The sequence below is a fragment of the Novipirellula herctigrandis genome (genome assembly GCA_007859835.1).
Taxonomy (GTDB): domain Bacteria; phylum Planctomycetota; class Planctomycetia; order Pirellulales; family Pirellulaceae; genus Novipirellula_A; species Novipirellula_A herctigrandis.
The window spans coordinates 3633078-3652918 of record SJPJ01000001.1 but is presented as its reverse complement, the minus strand read 5'-3'; the positions used below and the strand labels follow the sequence as shown (position 1 = coordinate 3652918).

At 53.2% G+C, this 19841-nt stretch carries 13 protein-coding genes; 9 read left to right on the top strand and 4 right to left on the bottom strand.

The window, feature by feature from the left end; translation table 11 throughout:
- Positions 1–615 carry a MarC family protein gene (locus CA13_RS13445; RefSeq protein ID WP_473087458.1) on the top strand — a complete coding sequence of 205 codons (615 nt, stop codon included), beginning with the start codon at positions 1–3 and terminating at the stop codon, positions 613–615.
- A gap of 219 nt (positions 616–834) precedes the next feature.
- On the opposite strand, the gene CA13_RS13440 is transcribed toward CA13_RS13445, so the two are convergent.
- Positions 835–1029 (bottom strand): hypothetical protein, encoded by a 195-nt coding sequence (locus CA13_RS13440; protein ID WP_146397425.1) that lies wholly within the window; start codon positions 1027–1029, stop codon positions 835–837.
- Between the two features lie 135 nt (positions 1030–1164).
- Between CA13_RS13440 and CA13_RS13435 the strand changes: the two genes are divergently transcribed.
- The 8 genes from CA13_RS13435 to CA13_RS13400 all read left to right on the top strand — a co-directional run bounded on the left by CA13_RS13435 (position 1165) and on the right by CA13_RS13400 (position 13101).
- Positions 1165–1440, top strand: a complete 276-nt coding sequence (locus CA13_RS13435) for a hypothetical protein (protein WP_146397423.1) — start codon at positions 1165–1167, stop codon at positions 1438–1440.
- Positions 1437–2276 (top strand): Crp/Fnr family transcriptional regulator, encoded by an 840-nt coding sequence (locus CA13_RS13430; RefSeq protein ID WP_146397421.1) that lies wholly within the window; start codon positions 1437–1439, stop codon positions 2274–2276. The genes CA13_RS13435 and CA13_RS13430 overlap by 4 nt, the downstream gene beginning before the upstream one ends.
- 18 nt (positions 2277–2294) lie before the next feature.
- Complete coding sequence (locus CA13_RS13425) at positions 2295–3344, top strand: patatin-like phospholipase family protein (protein ID WP_146397420.1); 1050 nt, start codon at positions 2295–2297, stop codon at positions 3342–3344.
- 53 nt (positions 3345–3397) lie between these two features.
- Positions 3398–4240 carry a DUF1254 domain-containing protein gene (locus CA13_RS13420; RefSeq protein ID WP_419194301.1) on the top strand — a complete coding sequence of 281 codons (843 nt, stop codon included), beginning with the start codon at positions 3398–3400 and terminating at the stop codon, positions 4238–4240.
- A 72-nt stretch (positions 4241–4312) separates the two neighbouring features.
- Positions 4313–4498, top strand: a complete 186-nt coding sequence (locus CA13_RS13415) for a hypothetical protein (protein ID WP_146397418.1) — start codon at positions 4313–4315, stop codon at positions 4496–4498.
- A gap of 75 nt (positions 4499–4573) precedes the next feature.
- On the top strand, positions 4574–7783 hold the full coding sequence (locus CA13_RS13410) for a sulfatase-like hydrolase/transferase (RefSeq protein ID WP_146397416.1): 3210 nt from the start codon (positions 4574–4576) through the stop codon (positions 7781–7783).
- A 657-nt stretch (positions 7784–8440) separates the two neighbouring features.
- Positions 8441–9931 carry an efflux RND transporter periplasmic adaptor subunit gene (locus CA13_RS13405; RefSeq protein WP_146397414.1) on the top strand — a complete coding sequence of 497 codons (1491 nt, stop codon included), beginning with the start codon at positions 8441–8443 and terminating at the stop codon, positions 9929–9931.
- Positions 9932–9993: 62 nt separating this feature from the next.
- The gene (locus tag CA13_RS13400; protein WP_146397412.1) at positions 9994–13101 is read left to right on the top strand and encodes an efflux RND transporter permease subunit; all 3108 of its coding nucleotides are present in this window, start codon (positions 9994–9996) and stop codon (positions 13099–13101) included.
- Between the two features lie 709 nt (positions 13102–13810).
- On the opposite strand, the gene CA13_RS13395 is transcribed toward CA13_RS13400, so the two are convergent.
- The 3 genes from CA13_RS13395 to CA13_RS13385 all read right to left on the bottom strand — a co-directional run bounded on the left by CA13_RS13395 (position 13811) and on the right by CA13_RS13385 (position 19775).
- Positions 13811–14569, bottom strand: a complete 759-nt coding sequence (locus CA13_RS13395; RefSeq protein WP_419194300.1) for a 3-keto-disaccharide hydrolase — start codon at positions 14567–14569, stop codon at positions 13811–13813.
- A gap of 158 nt (positions 14570–14727) precedes the next feature.
- Positions 14728–16182 carry an alpha-L-fucosidase gene (locus tag CA13_RS13390; protein ID WP_146397410.1) on the bottom strand — a complete coding sequence of 485 codons (1455 nt, stop codon included), beginning with the start codon at positions 16180–16182 and terminating at the stop codon, positions 14728–14730.
- A 110-nt stretch (positions 16183–16292) separates the two neighbouring features.
- Complete coding sequence (locus CA13_RS13385) at positions 16293–19775, bottom strand: GH116 family glycosyl hydrolase (RefSeq protein WP_419194299.1); 3483 nt, start codon at positions 19773–19775, stop codon at positions 16293–16295.
- Between the last annotated feature and the right edge of the window lie 66 nt (positions 19776–19841).

The window sequence follows — 19841 nt, the reverse complement described above, 5'->3', positions numbered from 1 at the left end:
TTGGAAATAATACAGGAATCGTTTAGCAAGTTCGTATTGTTATGGGCGGTAATCGACCCAATCGGGACGATTCCGGTTTTTATTTCGGCGACTTCGGACCGAACGCCCTTGGAACGGCGCAAGATTGCGTTAATCGCTTCGGTCACGGCCGCCCTGATTTTGCTGTTCTTCATTGCCGCCGGCGAGCCGATGTTGCGCGCGATGAGCGTTCCTCTTGCGGCGTTTCAAATTGCTGGCGGCATTGTTCTTTTCCTTTTCGCTTTGACCATGATTTTTGGAGAAAGCAAGCCGGAGGGAGAGGCAAAGTTGGTGCGAAGCGTTCAAGACACAGCTGTGTTTCCCTTGGCGACACCGTCCATTGCGTCACCGGGGGCCATGATGGCGGTGGTCTTGCTCACGGAAAACGAAGCGCACACCTTGCTTGATCAGGCTTCAACTGCGGTGATTATGTTGCTGGTTGTGCTATGCGCTTTTGGAATGATGTTAATTGCAGGAACGATCTCGCGAATCATTGGGAGCGGGGGAGCGAGTATCGTGAGTCGCGTTATGGGCATGATCCTGGCCTCGATTGCCGCAGCCCACGTGCTGGAAGGACTTAAGGAATACTTCAACTAAAGCAAACAAACGTCCCTTTTTCACGCACTGGCTGTGGTATTCGTTGCCGATGGTCTTTTTCCCGTTAACTGGCTATCCGAGAACTCATCTCGATATTCAAAGCACCGAAGAACGTCAAAACCATCGTTTTTTGGATAGCCCCCAAGGCCCGATCTGGCGGGATTTCGGCGTTATTATCGAACTCTCGTTTCGATACATCGACCGCACAATATGCAGTATCTAAAACCGCGTCGGCTCCATCGACGCTTCATCGTCCGACGCAGTTTGAGGGGCCAATTGATGCTTGGACGCGTCCTGACCTTCGGGACTCGTGATCGTTTCCATTTCACCCGTTTCCGGCATCCAAAGGAACCCCTGCATTTCGCCCGCCACTTGGTTTTGACAATGGCCGATGATACCGCGCCCAGAATCCACGAAGACTGTCGCGTCAAGTCCCCGCCTGGAATCACCAACTTGTCCCTAATCGTTAGCGATGCCCTTCTTTTAGGACTGTAGAAAATTGGAGCAGTAATTCACGACATAGCAACTCGCAAGACAGAGATCCTTGCCATGTCCGAAAAGAACGGGTCGCTGCCAAACCCTGGGAAACCGGCTCGCTATCGAATCGCAGTTGAGGGCTCACTGGACGAGAGCTGGTCGGGGCGGCTGGGGGGAATGCACATCACAACTGCGCTGCGAGACGATCAGAATCCGGTCACCACCCTAACTGGCCAGATTCGCGACCAAGCGGCGCTAATGGGTGTGCTCAACAGCCTCTATCAGCTGCACATGAACATCCTGTCAGTCCATTGCACAAGTTGTGAACAAACTGAAGAGACATCGTGACGAATTTGAATGCCAAGCCCTGCAACGAACGAATCACTGCCCAGCTGAAACGCTTGCCGTGGACGAAAGGCTTGAGCGAAGCGGCAATCGAAGACATTGCCAATGCCGGGGAATACGTGCAGCTCCAGGCGGATGATATCGTTCACCGTGCCAACGAAAAACTGACTGCGGTCTTCTTTGTTGTCAGTAGCCGTCTTCTTGCCACCGTGATCGATCTTTTTGGGAACCAAGTGCTCGAGAAGTCACTCACCCGAGGTTCGGTATTCGGCTTGTTTTCAATCGCACAGCCCGATCAGGTGAATACCAATCTGGTGGCCACCGAACCCACGACAGGCGTCCGGCTTGGAATTGAACCATTGCTGGAGCTGATGAGCAAGCACCCGGATTTGCAGATGAATCTCTATCGGCTCGCTGGGGACTTGGTACGTCAAATGGCGATGGTCGATCGCACGAAAAGTCAGCCCTCTGCGATCGGGGTCGTGCATCAATCGGCGGCGAGTCGCCCGTTAACACCACGATTGGTGCGGCGTCTGATGCAAATCGAGAACACGCCTTGCGTCGTCGGAGATGATCCCAATTGGCAACCGGTCGAAGGTGTTCCATACCGATTGCTGTTCGAAAAGGGACAGCTAATTAGTGAACAACAACGTCAATCGCAGTTGAATGAGTGGGCGAATCTCGGACGAGTCTTCATCGACCTGGATGCCAATCAGGAATTGGATCATTTTGTTCGACTATTAAGCTTTGCCGATACAATTCTGTGGTGCGTCGGGCCCAATGATGTCGGCGCAGCGCTGCCAATTTTAAAGGTCTTACTCGACAAGGTTCCTGGGTAGCGGGACAAAATTTGCCTCGTGTGGCTGCTCGATGGCGAAACAACCATTCCCCCTTACCTGCCCGAACTTTCCAATCTTGTTCGACGCGATTTTAAACTCTCCCTTTCCGAACCAGCAGAGCATCAAGGGCGACAACTCCAGCGAGGATTTGAGCGAATCATTCATTTCCTTCGCGGCGTTGAGATCGGGATTGCCTTAGGCGGCGCTGCCCGTGGGATGGCTCATTTGGGTGTGCTCAAGGAGCTTGAGGAGCATGGCATCTACGTTGACTTGATCGCCGGTACGAGCGCTGGTGCGAGCGCTGGTACGAGCGCTGGTACGAGCGCTGGTGCAAGCGCTGGTGCGATGACCGGAACTCTCTATGCGTCGGGGATGGATGTTGAGTACACGATTCAGAGTTTCAAGCGAGACCTGACTTTGCCCTGGTTCTTTCGCATGTTGCCCGGCGGCGGATATTGGTATTTGGTTTACAAATACCGACGCGGCAAATTCGATCCGATGCTGCGAAAGTATCTGGGGGAAGCCCGATTGGAGCAGTTGCCAATCCCGATGTTGACGGTGACCGTCGACCTCGTGAGCGGTGGCCCCGTTGTTCGAGAGGCGGGTGATGCGACTCGCGGTATTTTGGAGAGCATTAATTTGCCGGGGCTGTCGTCACCGATCATGGGCGACGGTGAAGCCTTAGTCGATGGAGGTTTGGTCAATAACATCCCCGCGGATGTTTTGGTCAGCAAGGGTTGTAACTTCGTCATGGCCTCCAGTGTGACGGCAAAATTGGAGCGGGATTTTGTCGGAATCCGAGCAGGTCAAACACCGCAAAAGCAAAAAGCTCCGTCAGTACTGAAGGTCATCATGCGCGGTCATCTCGTGCAGAGCTTTAACATGAACTCGGTCGGAGTTCAGCCGGCGGATTTTGTGATCGAGCCAGACGTTACCGCATTCGATCTCGCCGAATTCGAACGAGCCGATGAAATGGCCGCCGTTGGTCAGCGGACCACCAGTGACTTGGTGAAGACGATCAAGAAACAGTTGGCCAAGCTTGACAAAGATCTTTTTCCGTTTGACTAGGCGAATTGATTCATACGCGGGGTGAAACATATCGGCACCATTCAGAGAAGCAAATGAATACGAAAACTCTCTCCCAATCTTTTTTGGCCGCACTGATCACGATGAGTCTGGTTACAACCCGTCTGGCGCAAGGAACCAGAGTCGAGGGAAGCACCGAAAGTTCTGGGAATCTTTTTGAGTCTGCTGGTGCGGAAGCCAAACAAACATCGGAAGACTTCAAGCCAGCCGACGAAACGATGCAAACCCGATTCGGAAATCTAGAGTTTCCAGGCGGCTATCCAACCAATGAAACCGTGCAGAAGGTTTACGACGAACTGGACCTGCAGCGCGCCACCCAGTTGTACCTGGACATGTACCCTGCCCTTTCCATGCACGGCTTGTTGAAGGGGGTGGTCCGAGATTACGGCGTGCGCGATTGCTCGGACGTCTTCCTGACCGCCAACCGGCTGGACTCCAAGGCGCTTTTCCTGACCGGGAACACTGAGAGCCTGTATGCCTTTATCGTAGTCGATCTTAAAGCGGATCGGCCAACGGTCATCGAGGTGCCGCTAGGCGTGATTGGCCCCTTCGACGATCACAACTTCAAGTTCGTCTTCGACTTCGGCCCCACCGGGCCCGATAAGGGTAAGGGCCGCAAGTACCTCGTCCTGCCACCGGATTACAAGGGCGACGTGCCGGGCGGCAACATCACGGTCAGCAGCACCCGCGGGGTAGACACAAATTCGGATGGTTCGGTCGATATCTATTTCGGGAAAAAGGCTCCCAAGGGCAAAGAGAAGAACTTCATCAAGACCGATCCTGACAAAGGTTTTTTTGTCGTCTTCCGTTTTTATGGTCCACTGGAAGGTTACATCGAAAAGACCTGGGTCATGAACGATTTTGAATTGCTGAAGTAAAAGTAAAAGTAAAAGTAAAAGCAAACGATGCGACGGCAGCATCGATGCCTGTCGTCGCGCGACAGAAACAAGATGAAGCTCACCGCTGACGGCAGCGTCGGCAGACGCCCCAGCCTCACGTTCGAGCAACTACGAGGCGTCACGATCGTACTACTCGATATTCGCGTTTTTGATAACGGCGAAGTCTACATTCGCGCCAAAGACCCACTCTACGCGAACCCGGGACCGGACGAAGTCCAACCGTTCAACGGGACTTGAGCTCGCCAACGGTCCCCTTTCAAATCTGGTACCTTGGGAAAAATGTTTCGCCAGATCCACTACAGTGAAAATCAAATGAAACTTATCGCAGTCATCGCATTCGTTTTAGTCGGCGGGATGGTTTCGGCGACGCCCGCCGTTGCCGAATCGTCCCAGACCAACGTTTTGTTCATCGCCATGGATGACCTGAATGACTGGATCGGTTGCATGGGCGGGCATCCGCAGACGATCACTCCGAATCTGGATCGGCTGGCGGCCAGTGGCGTGTTGTTCGTGAACGCCCATTGTCCGGCACCAGCCTGCAATCCGTGTCGGTCGGCCATCTTCACCGGACGGGCGCCTCACCGAAGTGGCATGTACGACAACCGCCAGAAGATGCGTGAGGTGATGCCTGATGATGTGATCATCCCGCAGTACTTTCGCAACCATGGTTACCACGCTGCCGGTTCCGGCAAGCTGCTGCATTACTTCATTGATAGGCAATCGTGGGACGCGTATTTCCCCAAGGCTGCGTCTGAGAATCCGTTGCCGCAAACATTCTATCCTTCCCAGCGACCGGTCAATCTAAAACGCGGAGGTCCATGGCAGTATGTTGAAACCGATTGGGCGGCGCTGGATGTGACCGACGAAGAGTTTGGCGGTGATTGGTCAGTCAGTCAATGGATCGGCAAGCAACTTGGTCAACAACATGACAAGCCTTTTTTTCTTGCCTGCGGCATCTATCGGCCTCATGAACCTTGGTTCGTGCCGAAGAAGTACTACCAACCATTTCCGCTCGACAGCATTCAGTTGCCACCCGGTTACAAAGAGAACGATTTGGATGATGTACCGAAGATCGGTGCCAAGGCTGCACGAAACCGTTACTTCGCTCATATTCAAGAACAGGGCCAATGGAAGCAGGGTGTCCAAGGCTACCTTGCTTCCATTCATTTTGCGGACGCGATGCTGGGCCGCGTCTTAGACTCGCTTGATTCGGGCCCGAATGCTAAGAACACAATCGTCGTCCTCTGGTCGGATCATGGTTGGCAACTGGGCGAAAAAGAACACTGGCAGAAGTACACGCCGTGGCGAGCGGTAACACGTGTGCCGTTAATGATACGTGTTCCCGAGTCGATAAGCGATTCACTTCCTTCCGGCACGACCGCTGGCAGTGTCTGCAATGCACCGGTGAACTTGCTTAGCCTCTATCCCACGTTGCTCGATCTATGCAAACTTCCCGCGAAGAACAACAACGATGGCCCCAGCTTGTTGCCGCTGTTGCGAAGCCCCGTAGTGGATCCTGCAAAAGGTCCCTCCACTCATCTCAATCAACAACCGGCCAAGCAACAAGCGGCCAAGCAACAAACAGGACGTATAGCCACGTCCACTACGAAATGGCCGCATAACTCGGTGACGTACTTGTCCACGCCGGGTAGCTATGCCGTTAGCGGACACAATCATCGCTACATCCACTACGCTGACGGCAGTGAAGAGCTGTATGACATTAAAGCGGATCCATTTGAATGGAATAATCTAGCGTCCGATGCTGCTTCCACGGAGAGGATCGCGGAGTTTCGAGCAACAGCACCGAAGGAATTCGCACCGCGTGTCGAGCCCACCGTCGAATCACTTGCGAAGCTGACATGGCAACCCGCTGCGGCCAAATCGGCTCCGGCTTCCGAACCGGACGGCAATCCGTTTCCCGTTTTCTTTACCAACAAACAGAGAGCGCAAGTCGAACTTTTCTGGATGGACCGTGATGGTAATCCAAAGTCATACGGACTGATTGAATCGGGGGCACGAAAATCTCAGCAGACTCGTCCCGGTGCGGTGTGGATGATTCGGAGCACCACAAACAAAGATCAGCTGGGACACTTTGTCATCGGTGACCGTACCGCACAAGCTGTGATTCCAGCGACAAAGCCTAACGTTATTGTGATTCTTGCGGATGACCAAGGCTGGGCTGACCTGAGTTGCCAAGGCGAAGTTGATGACATTCGGACGCCTCATGTCGATGCGTTGGCTGGTCGTGGTGTGCGTTGTACCGCAGGCTATGTGACATCACCGCAGTGCAGCCCTTCACGGTCAGGCCTGATGACTGGACGCCATCAACAGCGTTTTGGCATTGATACGATTCCGGACATGCCGCTGTCCGGCGAAGCCGTGACGATTGCCGAGCGACTGAAACCGCTTGGCTATCGAACTGGCTTTGTGGGCAAGTGGCACTTGGAACCGAACGTCCTGTGCGTTGACTGGATGAAGCGAGAGCTTCCGGAGATGGCTGACAAACCTCGAAGGCAAGTCCAAATTCCATGGAGCAAGATTCGCCCTTACTCGCCCGCTCAGCAGGGATTCGATGAATACTTCTGGGGCGAGATGCGGAACTACCGGATCAACTACGAACTAGGGAGCCATGATCTACTTCCGCAAATGAAGCAAATTGCCAACAACGACTTTCGCATCGACGTTCAAACCGAAGCCGCCGTCAGCTTCATCGATCGCAACCACAACGAACCGTTCTACTTGCAGCTGAACTACTACGGTCCCCACACACCGCTGGAAGCAACAAAGAAGTACCTCGATCGGTTCCCCGGTAAGATGCCGGAGCGACGGCGCTACGCTCTGGCTATGATTGCTGCCATGGATGACGGAGTTGGTCGCATCGTGGAAAGACTCAAGGAACACGGGCAACTCGACAACACACTGATCGTGATGACCAGCGACAACGGTGCTCCTCTTAAAATGACCAAACCTGACTCTCCGATTAACCGTGATGCGGGCGGCTGGGACGGATCGCTCAATGATCCATGGATCGGTGAGAAGGGCATGTTATCCGAAGGTGGAATTCGAGTTCCAATGATCTGGAGTTTGCCAAGTCATTTGCCCAGCAACACAACCTACGAGTATCCCGTTAGCACACTTGATATCGCTCCAAGCGTCCTGCATTTGGCGGGAGGTGATGTGGAGCAAGCGGCCGTTGAGTTGGATGGCATTAACATCTTCCCTCGTTTCAACAGCATCCAGACACCATCCACTCGCAGCCTGTACTTTCGTTTTTGGGACCAAGCCGCGATCCGTCGTGGCAAGTGGAAATACATCTATGTCGGTGCCGGTCAGCGGTATCTGTTTGACCTCGAAAGCGATCGACATGAACATGTCAATTTGATTGAACGGCATCCTGAACTTCGGCGATCGCTGCACGAAGAGTTGCAAGCGTGGTCCAGCGAGTTGACCCCGTCAGGACTTCCCTCCGGCCAGAAAACACGTGAGCAAGGCTGGTACGATTACTATTTTGAAAATAATTAAGTAGCAATCGCTCACAGGCTTGCCCACGCAGGTTTACATTCCGCCCCTCAACCATGATCGTCTCGGTTTTGTCTAACCCGACACGGCAAGTGAAATTCGTTCATCAACCTTGGAAGTTGATGCTGATCATTCTTGCTTCATGGGCCAACGAGTAATAGCGGGAGATCATAAGTGGACGTGCTTCATGCCAGAATGATCCATATCATTTCTTTATCTCACAATCGCGACGTAAATGCCCGAGCTTTGGTTAAGGCTCTCACGTGTTCTGACGCTTTGGGGTATTACGAAATCGGGTCCATTTCGCTTCTTACGAAGTTAATCGTGCGTCGTTGCCCTGCGTTGGCAGTTGTTTTTTCGGTGGCATTGGCAATCCTGGGTAATGCCATCGTGTCCGGCGCTGAGGGTAATTGATTCGCGAGGTTCCGCACGTTCCGAAGAAAGGCCCGTTTGGGGATTGCCCGGTATGAGCCCTCTCTTTCTTCATTGCCAGGGGAAATTATTGATCTTTGCGTGGCCCTTATTAGGTGCAAATGTCGCATTGTGTTGTTAGGAGTCGCACACGTCAGCGGGAGCGGTGCGTCATTTGTGTTCCCAAGTGGCGATTGGTTCGGTAACGCTCTCGCCTCTTAAACAGCCAACTATTGAGAGAAGCAAGATATGAAATCAGCCCGGCTATGGGGGACGTGGGGAAAGCGATTACTCGTATTCCCGCCGATCATCTTGGCGATCATTGCCTACGCGTGGTTGGTCAAACACTCGCCTCCGTTAGCGATGCATGCTGAGGAAGAAGCTTCACGAATGCTGGAAACGATCGTGGTTGAGCGAATGGATGTTCGTCCGATGGTCAGTGGATTCGGGACGGCCAAGTACGCTCGATCTTGGCGCGCGGTGACGCAAGTCGAAGGCCGAATTCGCAAAATCCATCCTGAACTGCGGGCGGGTTCGAGAATCCAGGATGCCGAGTTGTTGCTGGAGATTGATGATTCGGACTATCAATCCCGCGTCGATGAATTGAACGCTGCAATCGACCGACAGAACGCTGAGATTGAACAACTCAAACAATCGCTCCTGAACAACCAAAAAAAACTGGCACTTGAGAACGAAGTACTTGAGATTCTGCAACGGGAATTTGACCGCGAGCAAACGCTGTTGTCGCAGCAAGCAGGTTCCGGTTCATCGTTCGATGCGAAACGACGTGAATTGTTGGCTCAAGTGAATGCCGTCCAAGACCTTGGAAATAGCATCGCTTTGATCAAGCCCCAAACCAAAGCGTTGCAAGCCGGCCTGCGGCAATCGGAAGTCCAAAAGGAACAGGCTCTCAGGGACATCGAACGGACGAAGATCACGGCACCTTTCGATATGCTAGTGGGCAGTGTTCAGTTGGAGGTTGGCCAGTTCGTCAGTGTGGGCGAACAATTGTTTGTCGGCTACAGTGGCACGGAAATGGAAGTGGAGGTTCAGTTACCCTTGCAGGACATTCACCGACTATTCGTTTCGGAAAGCGGTGACGTCGAGCCTCGCCAGACGTTGACTCCTGAAACGTTCCGGAAGATGTTTCAGTTTGATGCGCTCGTCAAGGTTAACGGAACGAATTCCACAGAATCGTATCACGGCCGGTTTTTGCGAGTTCGCGAGATTGTCGATACACAGACAAAGATGGTCGGGTTCGTGGTCGGTGTTGAGAACGTTTCACCACCGGAGCAAAAAACACCTCAACCGCCCTTGCTCGAGGGGGCATTCTGCGACGTTGATATTTTTGGGACACCCCTTCCTGATCAAGTGGTCATTCCGCGTCGAGCCATTCGCAACGACTCAGTCTATTTGGTTGACGACCAGAATCGTTTGACCCAGAAAAACATTCGCCTAACATTCGCACAAGACGACTATGCCGTTGTCGCCTCGGGACTCGACGACGGGGAAACGTTGGTCATCGTAAACCCGTCGCCCGCGATTATCGGAATGCTGGTCACCCCGATCCAGTCGCATGAGGATGCCAAAAAACTGATCGCTTCGGTTATTGCTGGTGACGATGCTCTTAATGCTGGTGACGATGCTCTTATTGCTGGTGACGATGCTCTTATTGCTGGTGACGATGCACTGCGTACGGATACGGAAACGCCTCTTCCGAAAACCGATCGTCAAGATTGACAAAACGTTTTGCCTTTGCTTGTTGGAATCGAAATGACCCTCATCCGGCCGGACCTACTTCAGTGTTAGAAAAATTTGTTAACCATCGAACGCTTGCCAATACGCTGATGTTGTCGTTTATCGGTCTGGGGCTGTTCGCCATCCCTAGGCTTCAAAAAGAGACGTTTCCGAACTTCGACAGCTCAGAAGTCCAAATCGCGATGACCTATCGCGGTGCTTCGGCCGAAGACGTTGAGCAGGGAATCTGCTTGCCGATCGAGGACGCATTGGACGGGATCCAGAACATTGAAAAGGTCACTTGCACGGCTCAAGAAGGGGCGGCGTCGATCGTGGTCGAGATCGAAGAGGGGGCCGACATCGCCACGGCGCTCAATGATATCGAAACCGAAGTTGAGGCGATCTCTGATTTCCCCGCAGGGGCAGAGGACTTGATTGTCACGGAATTGAATCGTACCGATTCCGTCATGACGATCACCGTCAGCGGTCCCTTGGATGAGGACTCGCTAAAAGATTACTGCGAACGTTTCAAACAACAACTCAAACGGTTGCCCGGTGTATCGTTGGTAGAGATCCAAGGTTTTTCGGATCGCCAACTTCGTATTGAGTTGGACGCCGATGCGCTGCGTCACCGCGGATTGTCTGCTGAAGCGGTAGCACAAGCGGTCCGCAATCAGAATTTGGATGTCCCCGTTGGCACGATTGAATCGGAACACGAAGACTTGTTGTTGCGTTTGGTTGAACAGAAACAAAGCCCGCAGGACATTGAAGACATTGTTATTCACGGCGTCATGGGGCGCTCCGAAGTTCGTGTCCGTGACATCGGACGAGTGGTCGATAGCTTCGCAAACGCCGAGCAAATGGCATGGATCGATGGCGAGAGAGCCGGCATCATCCAGGTCAATAAAACTCGCTCCCAGGACACCACCAAAATCGCCGAGGTGGTTCGTGAATTCATTGAAAAGGAACGGCAGCGGCAACCCCAACTGCGGATTGCCGTGACCAGAGATGGATCGGAACTGATCATCGAGCGATTAACTCTGTTGGCAAAGAACGCTTGGCAGGGCGTCGTTTTGGTGTTCCTGGTGATGTGGTTGTTTTTTAACCTGCGACTTTCGTTTTGGGTCGTCATGAGTTTGCCAGTCTCGTTCATGGGCGCGTTCTTTGTCCTGCCGTTGATCGGCCAAACTCTGAACATGATGTCATCGGTCGCGATCCTGATGGCGACGGGAATCTTAATGGACGACGGAATCGTGATCGCCGAAAACATCTCGCGGCATGTCTCGATGGGCAAGAATTCATTGCGGGCAGCGGTCGATGGCGTGAGGGAAGTTGCAGGAGGTGTGATTTCATCGTTTCTAACAACGTGTTGCGTGCTGTGTCCGCTGTTCATGCTCGAGGGACACATGGGAAAGGTGCTTCGTCTGATTCCCATGGTGCTGCTGACGACGTTGATCGTCAGTCTTGTCGAGGCGTTCTTGATCCTTCCGGCTCACCTGGGACACTCACTGAAGCACGCAGACGCGGAACCACCACAGGGAATCCGGGGAAAAATCGACAGTGCAGTTGACTGGGTTCGCGAAAATATCTTCGGTCGTTTGATCGATTGGGCGTTGCGATTGCGGTATCTGACGGTCGGCTTAACGATTTCCATATTCATCTTCTCGTTGGCAATGGTCGCCGGTGGGTTGGTCAATTTCTTGCCCTTTCCAAACTTGGAGGGCGACACGGTTGAGTCCAGGATTTTGATGCCACAAGGAACGCCTCTCTCCAAGACCGCCGAGATCGTCCGGCACATCAATGAGGCTGCCGTGCGGACGAACACGCATTTTCCAGAGCAACCTGATGGTGCATCGTTGGTGCAGTCGGTGATGTCCAAGTTCAACGAAAATAGTGACGCGGGTGAAGCGGGCCCGCACGTTGCGACGGTCTCGATTCAGATGCTGCAGCCGGATCAGCGAAAAACGTCGACGGCGGAATTCATTCGGGTGATGCGAGAGGAAGTCGGAAAGGTCCCCAACGCGATTTCGATTACGATCGCGGAACCGACGATGGGACCGGCCGGTCGCGCCGTCGAAGTGCTTTTCAAGAGCGATGACTTGCAGGTGGCCCAATCGGCCGCCATCGAGACGCAACAGTGGATGTCGCAGTTCACCGGCGTCTACAACTTCAACATGAACCTGAGACCCGGCAAGCAAGAAATTCGATTGCACTTGAAACCCGATGCGGTGGCGATCGGGTTGAACGTTCAAGCGATGTCTAGCCAACTGAGCACGGCGTTCCAGGGGGCAAAAATCAGCGACATTCAAGCGGGTGTGGATCAATACGAAATCAACGTACAGTTAGCTCCCGAAAGCCGCAATACGCTGGAGTCCTTTCTGGATTTTCAGTTCATGCTTGCCGGTGGTGTACGGGTCCCATTGCAATCGGTCGTTGATTTAGAGATGACATATGGTTGGTCGAAAATCTCACGCGTTGACGGTTGGCGGACCGTGACCCTGATCGCCGATACGGACACCGACGTAGTGAATACGACCAATTTGATGCGAGAGTTTCAAACCCAGTTCATGCCCGAGTTGGTTTCCAAGTATGACGACTTGAAGATCACCCTGGGCGGAGAAGCGGAACGATCTAGTGAAACGGGTTCGTCGATGGTATCGCTATTCCTGATGGGATTGTTTGGCGTCTACGCGATTTTGAGCTTTCAGTTTGAGAGTTGGCTGGAGCCGTTGATCGTGATGGCGGCGATCCCCATGTCGTTGATCGGCATGATCTTTGGACACATGTGGATGGGAATGGATATTTGCATGCCCAGCCTGATTGGGTTTGTGTCTCTGGCCGGGATCGTGGTCAATGACTCCATCCTTTTAGTGCTGTTTTTGAAAAAGGAACGTGCCGAAGGAAAGCCGAGTTTTGATTCCGCGCGGAGCGCGAGTCGACTTCGGTTCCGGGCGATCGTATTGACCAGCATGACCACGATGGTCGGGTTGTTGCCACTGACTCTTGAGAAAAGTACTCAAGCACAAATGTTGATTCCGGTGGCGGTCTCGATCATGTTTGGCTTATTCGCGTCGACGATCTTGGTGCTGATCGTTGTTCCGTGCCTCTACGTCGTCTTGTGCGATCTTGGATGGATCAGGCCAGTTGACCGGGAATCGAGTTTGGCAACTTGAAATCAGCCCATGATTCGCAACGAATTCTCGCAGTCAGGGTTCCAGGTGGCGAACCGAAAGACTGGGGTCGCGTTCGACTCGATTCTCGTCGATTTTTCGTTGTGCTACGAACTTTGGTGTTGGCAACCCCGTCGAGTCAAAAAACTCAGTCGATCATTTGACGCGGCGAAAATCGAACCATCAAGCATTTGTGAGCCATGTTTCTCAGCCAACCTAGCTTTCAGCTTGGTCCATCACGGTTTGCTGTGGGTCTGCTAAAATTGTCCGTGACGGAGAACTGCCATGCAAGAGAAAGATTTAAAAACTGTGGAAGTGTGGACGACCAAAGGACTGACAACCTAATATCTACTCTTCGCCATGGAACTGAATCCCCGCCGTGTGCATTTTGCTAGATGCACAACGAATCCCAACGAAGCTTGGTTGACACAAATGGCACGTGGGCTGAAGGACTGTGAAGATGGATTTCTCAACGGCAAGAAATACTTGATCATGGACCGCGACACGAAGCTTTTTTAATCCTTTCGCTCGTTCCTTGAAAACGAAGGAATTAAGCCGGTGCAAACGTCTCCTTACGCAGCAAACATGAACGCACATCATGAGAAAATTTTTGGATCGTTGAAATCCGAGTGCCTCGGTCGGCCAATCCTTTACGGTGAGAATGCAATATGAAAGGCTGTGAAACAGTCTCTAAGTCATTAACACACCCGGCCTACGGGCCATTGCTGGCCTTCGATGGTTTTTCCAGCACCCAAATATTCCTGAACTTCACTTTCGAACCGTGTTCCTGCAGAACGATGGGCGAGAGCGGTTCTTCGGGAAAGGCAGCGTACTTATTTCGGCGAAGCGACAATCTGAAGTCGTCATGAATTAGCTGGCCGTTAAGACGTATCGTGACTCGAGCAGCGCCTTTCTCAGTCATAAATCCATTCGCTCCGACCTTTGCCGCTCGATACTCCAAATCAACCGTTTGCCATTCACCTGGCCCCAGAGCCGCATTCACGTCAGGAGCGCGAATCTGATAGATCGCGCCGCAGTCGCTCATTCCGGCGCTCTCCTTTTCTGCGCTGTTGAAAATTTGCAGTTCATACAAAGGGCCAAAGAATATTCCACTATTACCGCTTCCTTCTTCAGGTAATTGAAACTCCAAATGCAGCCGGTAGTTACCGAATTTCTGTTTCGTACATACAAACTGCTTGCGAGGCTTGCCCTTGAATTCAAACGCGATCTCCATCGCCTGGCCGTCGACCAACTTCCACTGAATTTCTTTCTGATCGTCGTTGGGGTTGAGCCACTGGAACGAAAACGGTTTCCAAGCGTCAAGGTTCGAGCCGTCCAGTAAGACCACCGCGCCCGGCGGCGGGGCAAGGCCGAGTGTCAATAAATCTGGCGTTTCTTTCGCGGCCGCAGGCGATCCGATTAAACAGGAGACGCTAGCAGTCGATAGGAACATTACAAGGATTCGGTTCATAGCTGGTCGAAGTCGTGGCTTGTTGAGGTGAGGGTGGGTTTTGATTTCACGTTGAGCTCCAATCGCGGAGCGATCGGAGCGAGATTAGATCCGGTCTTGCGAACGAGATGGGCGACGAGCGGGACGCTCAGGGGGTGTTTTTTGCTTTCGTTCAGTGTTCACTTGGCTTCCTTCACTGCATCCAGTAGATCCGTGTTCCCCGCATGACGATTCTCGCGGATCTCCGTGTGGCGTCTGCTCCGCGTTGTGTACCAGTGGTACTTTCCCTTCGCATCTGGATCTGCAGTGACGGGGCTGTCGTACTCCACGGCAATCACTGTATTTCGAAAATCCGGCGCCTTTTCTGGAACGTCGATCTTGGTGATGTGACGGCCTGCGTCATAGGTGACTGCAAGCGACTTACGCTGCGGATCGTTCAGGAAGTGGGCTTTTCTAGGGTTACCCACAATGCCATTGAACTCGATACCTTCCGGTTTCCACTCCAAGACATGTAGATAGACGGTTTTGTTCTTTTGTGTCATCGCACCCCACCAAAAATCGAAATCGACTGGAGAATAGGTCGCTCCATAAATCGACTCGCCGTTGACCTTCATCCATTGGCCTACCGCTTTCAGACGCTCCGTCTCTTCGGGTAACAGTCGACCTTCAGGTGTCGGGCCGACGTTCAGCAGAAGATTCACGCCGCGTGCGCCACACAACGCCAAGAATTCGATGATGTCCTTTTCGCTTTTCCAGTGATTGTCATTGCGATCGTAGCCCCAGTTGTGTCGCATGGTCATGCACGTTTCGGTGTCCTTTGTCATTCGCTCCGTGGGAAGCATCCGGTCGGGAAGCGATTCAAAGTCGGCGTACTTTCGTTTGTCTGCCGGAACTCGGCGGCTATAAAGGCGGCTGCAGATGACCGCGTTTGGCTGCAACTCACGCACACGAGCGCCTTGCCGGTCAGCTTCGATCACATCATTGCCGCCTGTATCAAACCACAAGACTGACATTTCTCCGTAGTTCGACAGCAGCTCATCAAGGTTCTTCTCGACCATCGCTAGGTATTCTTCGTTGCTCATGGTACCGGGGGCGTTGCGACCGCGGCTGCGATGATACCAGTCCTTGAACTGCGAATAGTAGACGCCAAACTTCAGACCCTGATTTACGCATTCCTCGGATAGTTCCCTGATGATGTCACGTTTAAACGGCGTAGCCTGCATGACGTTGTAGTCGGTGGCATTCGTCTCGAACAAGCAAAATCCGTCATGGTGCTTGGAGGTGATGACGATGTATTTCATGCCAGCGTCTTTGGCGATTGCGACCCACTCTTTGGCGTCGAATTCGGTAGGATTGAACTGTCGTGCCAGGGTCCCACGATACTCCTTGCCAGAAATCTTCGCGCTGTTCATCAGCCATTCGGCACTTGCACCGCCCTGTTCCTTTCCGTAGTCCTTGCCTTTCCACTCACCACCGGCGATGGAGTACAACCCCCAATGGATAAACATGCCATAACGCGCATCACGCCACCACTGCATGTGAGAATCGTCTTGAGCACTCGCAGGCGGGGCAAGTAACGCGAGCGTAAGCGTCGCAAGAAAAATTCGTGTGATCGTTCCTAGGTTGGCTGTCATTGTTGGTTTTCCATGATTCATGTTTTGAGTGCGTCCACGACAAATCAGGTACGTAGCACGATTGAGCGATTGTTTCGGAATAAATGAATGGGTGGTTACTGTCAGCCCGTTTAAATTTTGTCTGGTGCGGTTGTCACCTTGATATCGAGCCGCTGGCCCGCCTTCACCAGCAGCGGGCGGTCCAATCTGATTTGCAATTCTTGGCCTTTCAATGCAAAGCCGCTACCAATTTCATTGCCGGCCAGTTTGATCTTCACTGATTCGGGATCCATTGGTTGGGCGACTTCCAGCACGATCTCTGTTAGTCGAAGTTGGCCCTCGCGTAAATCAATGAAAGACTGTAGCTCGCTACTGCGCTGAACCTGACTGTAAAGCCCGTAGCCTTCAGCAACACTGAAAAAGCTGGCGTGGTCTTTCGGGTTTAATCGTGGCTTGAATCCGATTCGTCCAGCTGGGCCGTCGTAGATAAAGCCTTGCAGCGCCAACAGTACCGACCAGACACTCAGTGAACGGCCGTAGAATTTGCCGCACTCGTCGTCGCCGAATGGATTGCCCGAATAGCCCCACGGACCATTGTCAAAATCGGAAACGCCTTCGGTCCTTAAACGACCGTTGTAGCGATCGGAGATCACCTTGATGACCATCAACCCTTCCTTCAACAGGCCGTTTTGCATCATTGAAACGGCCGCTCCGTACTCGAACCCGGTCATCACTTCGTCGCCGTACTTCATGCCGGGGATTGGCTGCGGCTTATTCGGCCACGTGATCATCTTCATGCCACCGTCGTCCGATTCACAGTACTGACGCGGCTTGAGCGATTGCCCATGAAAGTCAGTCAAGAAGTTGTACTTCAACAACGACTTCAGCGCTTTCTTGGATCGGTCGGCTGGGAAGTTTCGATCAATGCCGACTTGATCCCCCCACCACTCGCCCAGCAATTGATCAATGTGACAGCCGTCCAAGTAATCTTGAATTCGTTGCTCGCCGACTTCTTGTACATAGTACTCGCCGTTCCACAAACGCTGGTCCTGCAACTTTTTTCCCGACTGACGTATCTTGCGATAGTCGGCAGCGACGTCAGACTCCCCCACCGCCTCTGCCATCCTGGCTCCAGCTTCTAACGATGACAGGTACAAACTGCCGATCCACGAGGAACAACCGGTCATGGCTCCGTCGAGCGTGTTGTGTTGAACGGTTTGCAGGAACCCATCGCGTTTGGGATTCCAGTGCTCAATCCCCCACTCGATCGCTTTTTTGATTTTCGGCCAGCGCGATTTTAGCCATTCGTTATCCGCCGAGCAAAGGTGTTCGCGGTACGTGTTAAGGATCGTGCCAAAGTGCCCGTCGGCGGCGGCGTCTTGTCGCGTGTGACGATAGGGAGTCAAACCGCTTGGCAATTGAGTCGCATAATCTTGATCGCGCATCATCCGGCCGAGCTCGGGCAACAACCGTGCGTGTGCTTGGGCATAATGCCAGACGTGAGTGCAGTTGCCTTCACAGCAACCCTTCGCCGGATTGCAGCCTTCCCAAGCACCAAAGTATCCATCGGCGGCCCACCAAACGGTTTGGCTGCGTAGCACTGCCAGTTGAGAGCTCATGCGATCTAACAACCAGACCGGGATGTTGGACGCGTAGAGCGTGTCGTGAAAGCGGCGCGTTCGCGTGGTTAATTCTGCCAAGTTGTCTTGGAGGAACTCGGCGACGCTCATCGCGTTTGGCCACCAATTGGTGTAGTTTTGGCCGCTGTGACTCCAGCCCACGACTCGTCCCTCGCCTTCGCCTTCCATGACGACTTTGGCTTTCCCTTTGTTGCCGTGCTGGCCGGTTTGGAAGTACCAAGTCAGCACGAAGGTGACCGACTTGGTTTCGCCAGCAGCAAGTTGCAGCGGAGCCGTGAGGGCACCATTGACCGACTTGCCATCCGCAGAAACCTTGGACTCTGCCGGCCCCTTGCAGATGCCCGTATCGGAAAAATTGCTGTGCAGCGTGACGGCTGAATCCCACGCGGCACAACCTGCACTCCCGTCGGCCATGGTCATCAACACCATGTCGGATTTGGCATCGCCAGCACGAGTCATGTGCATCATCGTTGCTGAGCCATTGTTCAAAATGCGGTTCTGGTTGTTGCCATAGTTTCCGGGGCCTTGCGGCTTGCCGCCCTTTTCCGCTCTGGCCGGACTTTCGTGGTAACCGAGAGCATTTTTCTGTGCGGCCAATACGTCGACTTTCACTGGACCCGCGGAATTGTTGGTGAAGGTGACGGTGTAGATCGCACAGGGGATAGCCGAGTTTTTCAGATCCATGGGGATGAACGGATTGAAGACCTCGAGTTCCACTTCGACCGGCAGTGCGGGTTCTTTAAAGCGATATTTACCAAACGGGTATTCGCCCTCGAACTTCAAAGATGGCATTGCCGCGAAAGGCCCGACCGCTTCGGTCTGCAACGCCCGCACGACCGGCTTGCCTCCTTTGGCTTGTGCCCGAATCGCCAGAAATGTATCAGCGACCTTTTCTTCTGTGTAGTTGCAGGCAATCTGCCAGATGCCTGGCTGGGCTTTGCCGTTGAACTGAATGCCGCCGGCGCCGATGCCACCGACGGTAAATTGAATCGCTTCCAGTTTTTCGCCTTCGTAGACATGCGTCTGGCCCTTCGCCGTCAGCGCCGGATCGTTTAGGATCGCTTGAGCCTTCGCTTCCCGAGTCGCGTTGCGTTGGCCTTCGACATGCGCGACGATCTGGCCGGTTTCTTCGAGGCGTTGTCCCCAACCGGCTGCTTTGAGGTGTTCCTGAAAATCAGCTTCTGCCAGTCCACTCGCGTAACAAGCGACTTCGTCCAAGCAAACTTCCGCCAACCCCCAACCGCGAACTGAGGTCCCGCCAAACATCATCGGAGATTTCTTGGGGCCTCGTCGCGTGAACTCGAACGCACCCCCGGTCAAGCTACACTCGTAGCCGTCGACGTAAGCACGCAAGTCGAGGTCAAAACCGGTCATCGCAAAATGGTACCAACGGCCAACTTCAATTGGTTGATCGGTCGGCAGCTTGATCGTGGTCTGCACGGTGGCGACGTTGTTCTGATAAATCAATCCCGACAAATCGTTCTTGACACCCACGATGTAGCGGACCTGTTGCCCAATGGTTTGGGAGATCAGCACCGGATGCTGGTCACCTTCAGGCGACGAAACTAGCTTGAAGAAAAATTCCACCGTCGCCGATTTGCCGCGTAAGTGATCAGCTTGGTTGACCGTCACTGACTGTTTGGGAATCAGCTTGATCGCTTTGCCGCCAACGACACCGTCGACATAGGAAACAGCACCCTTACCCGGAGCCTTGCCCATCGCATCAACAAGATTTCCGTCGAATCGCCAATAACCGCGCAAGGAGGGATCCGCCTTCAACAAGGTCGCGTAAGACTCTCGGTCTTCTGCGGCCATTAACGGCCTAGTGCTTAACCCGGCTGCCAAAGCGCTAGCGGACACCATAAATTCGCGACGGGAAAGATCCAACGCGTTCTTCGGCAGCTGGCATCCGCAGCTATTTGGCGGACAATTATTTTGCTTGATGTTCATGCCCGCCATTTTGGTCACCGACATTTAAAATTTCTATGGCAAACTGCGTCACCCGGTTGACGAATTGCGACGCGTTTCTGGACGAAGGCT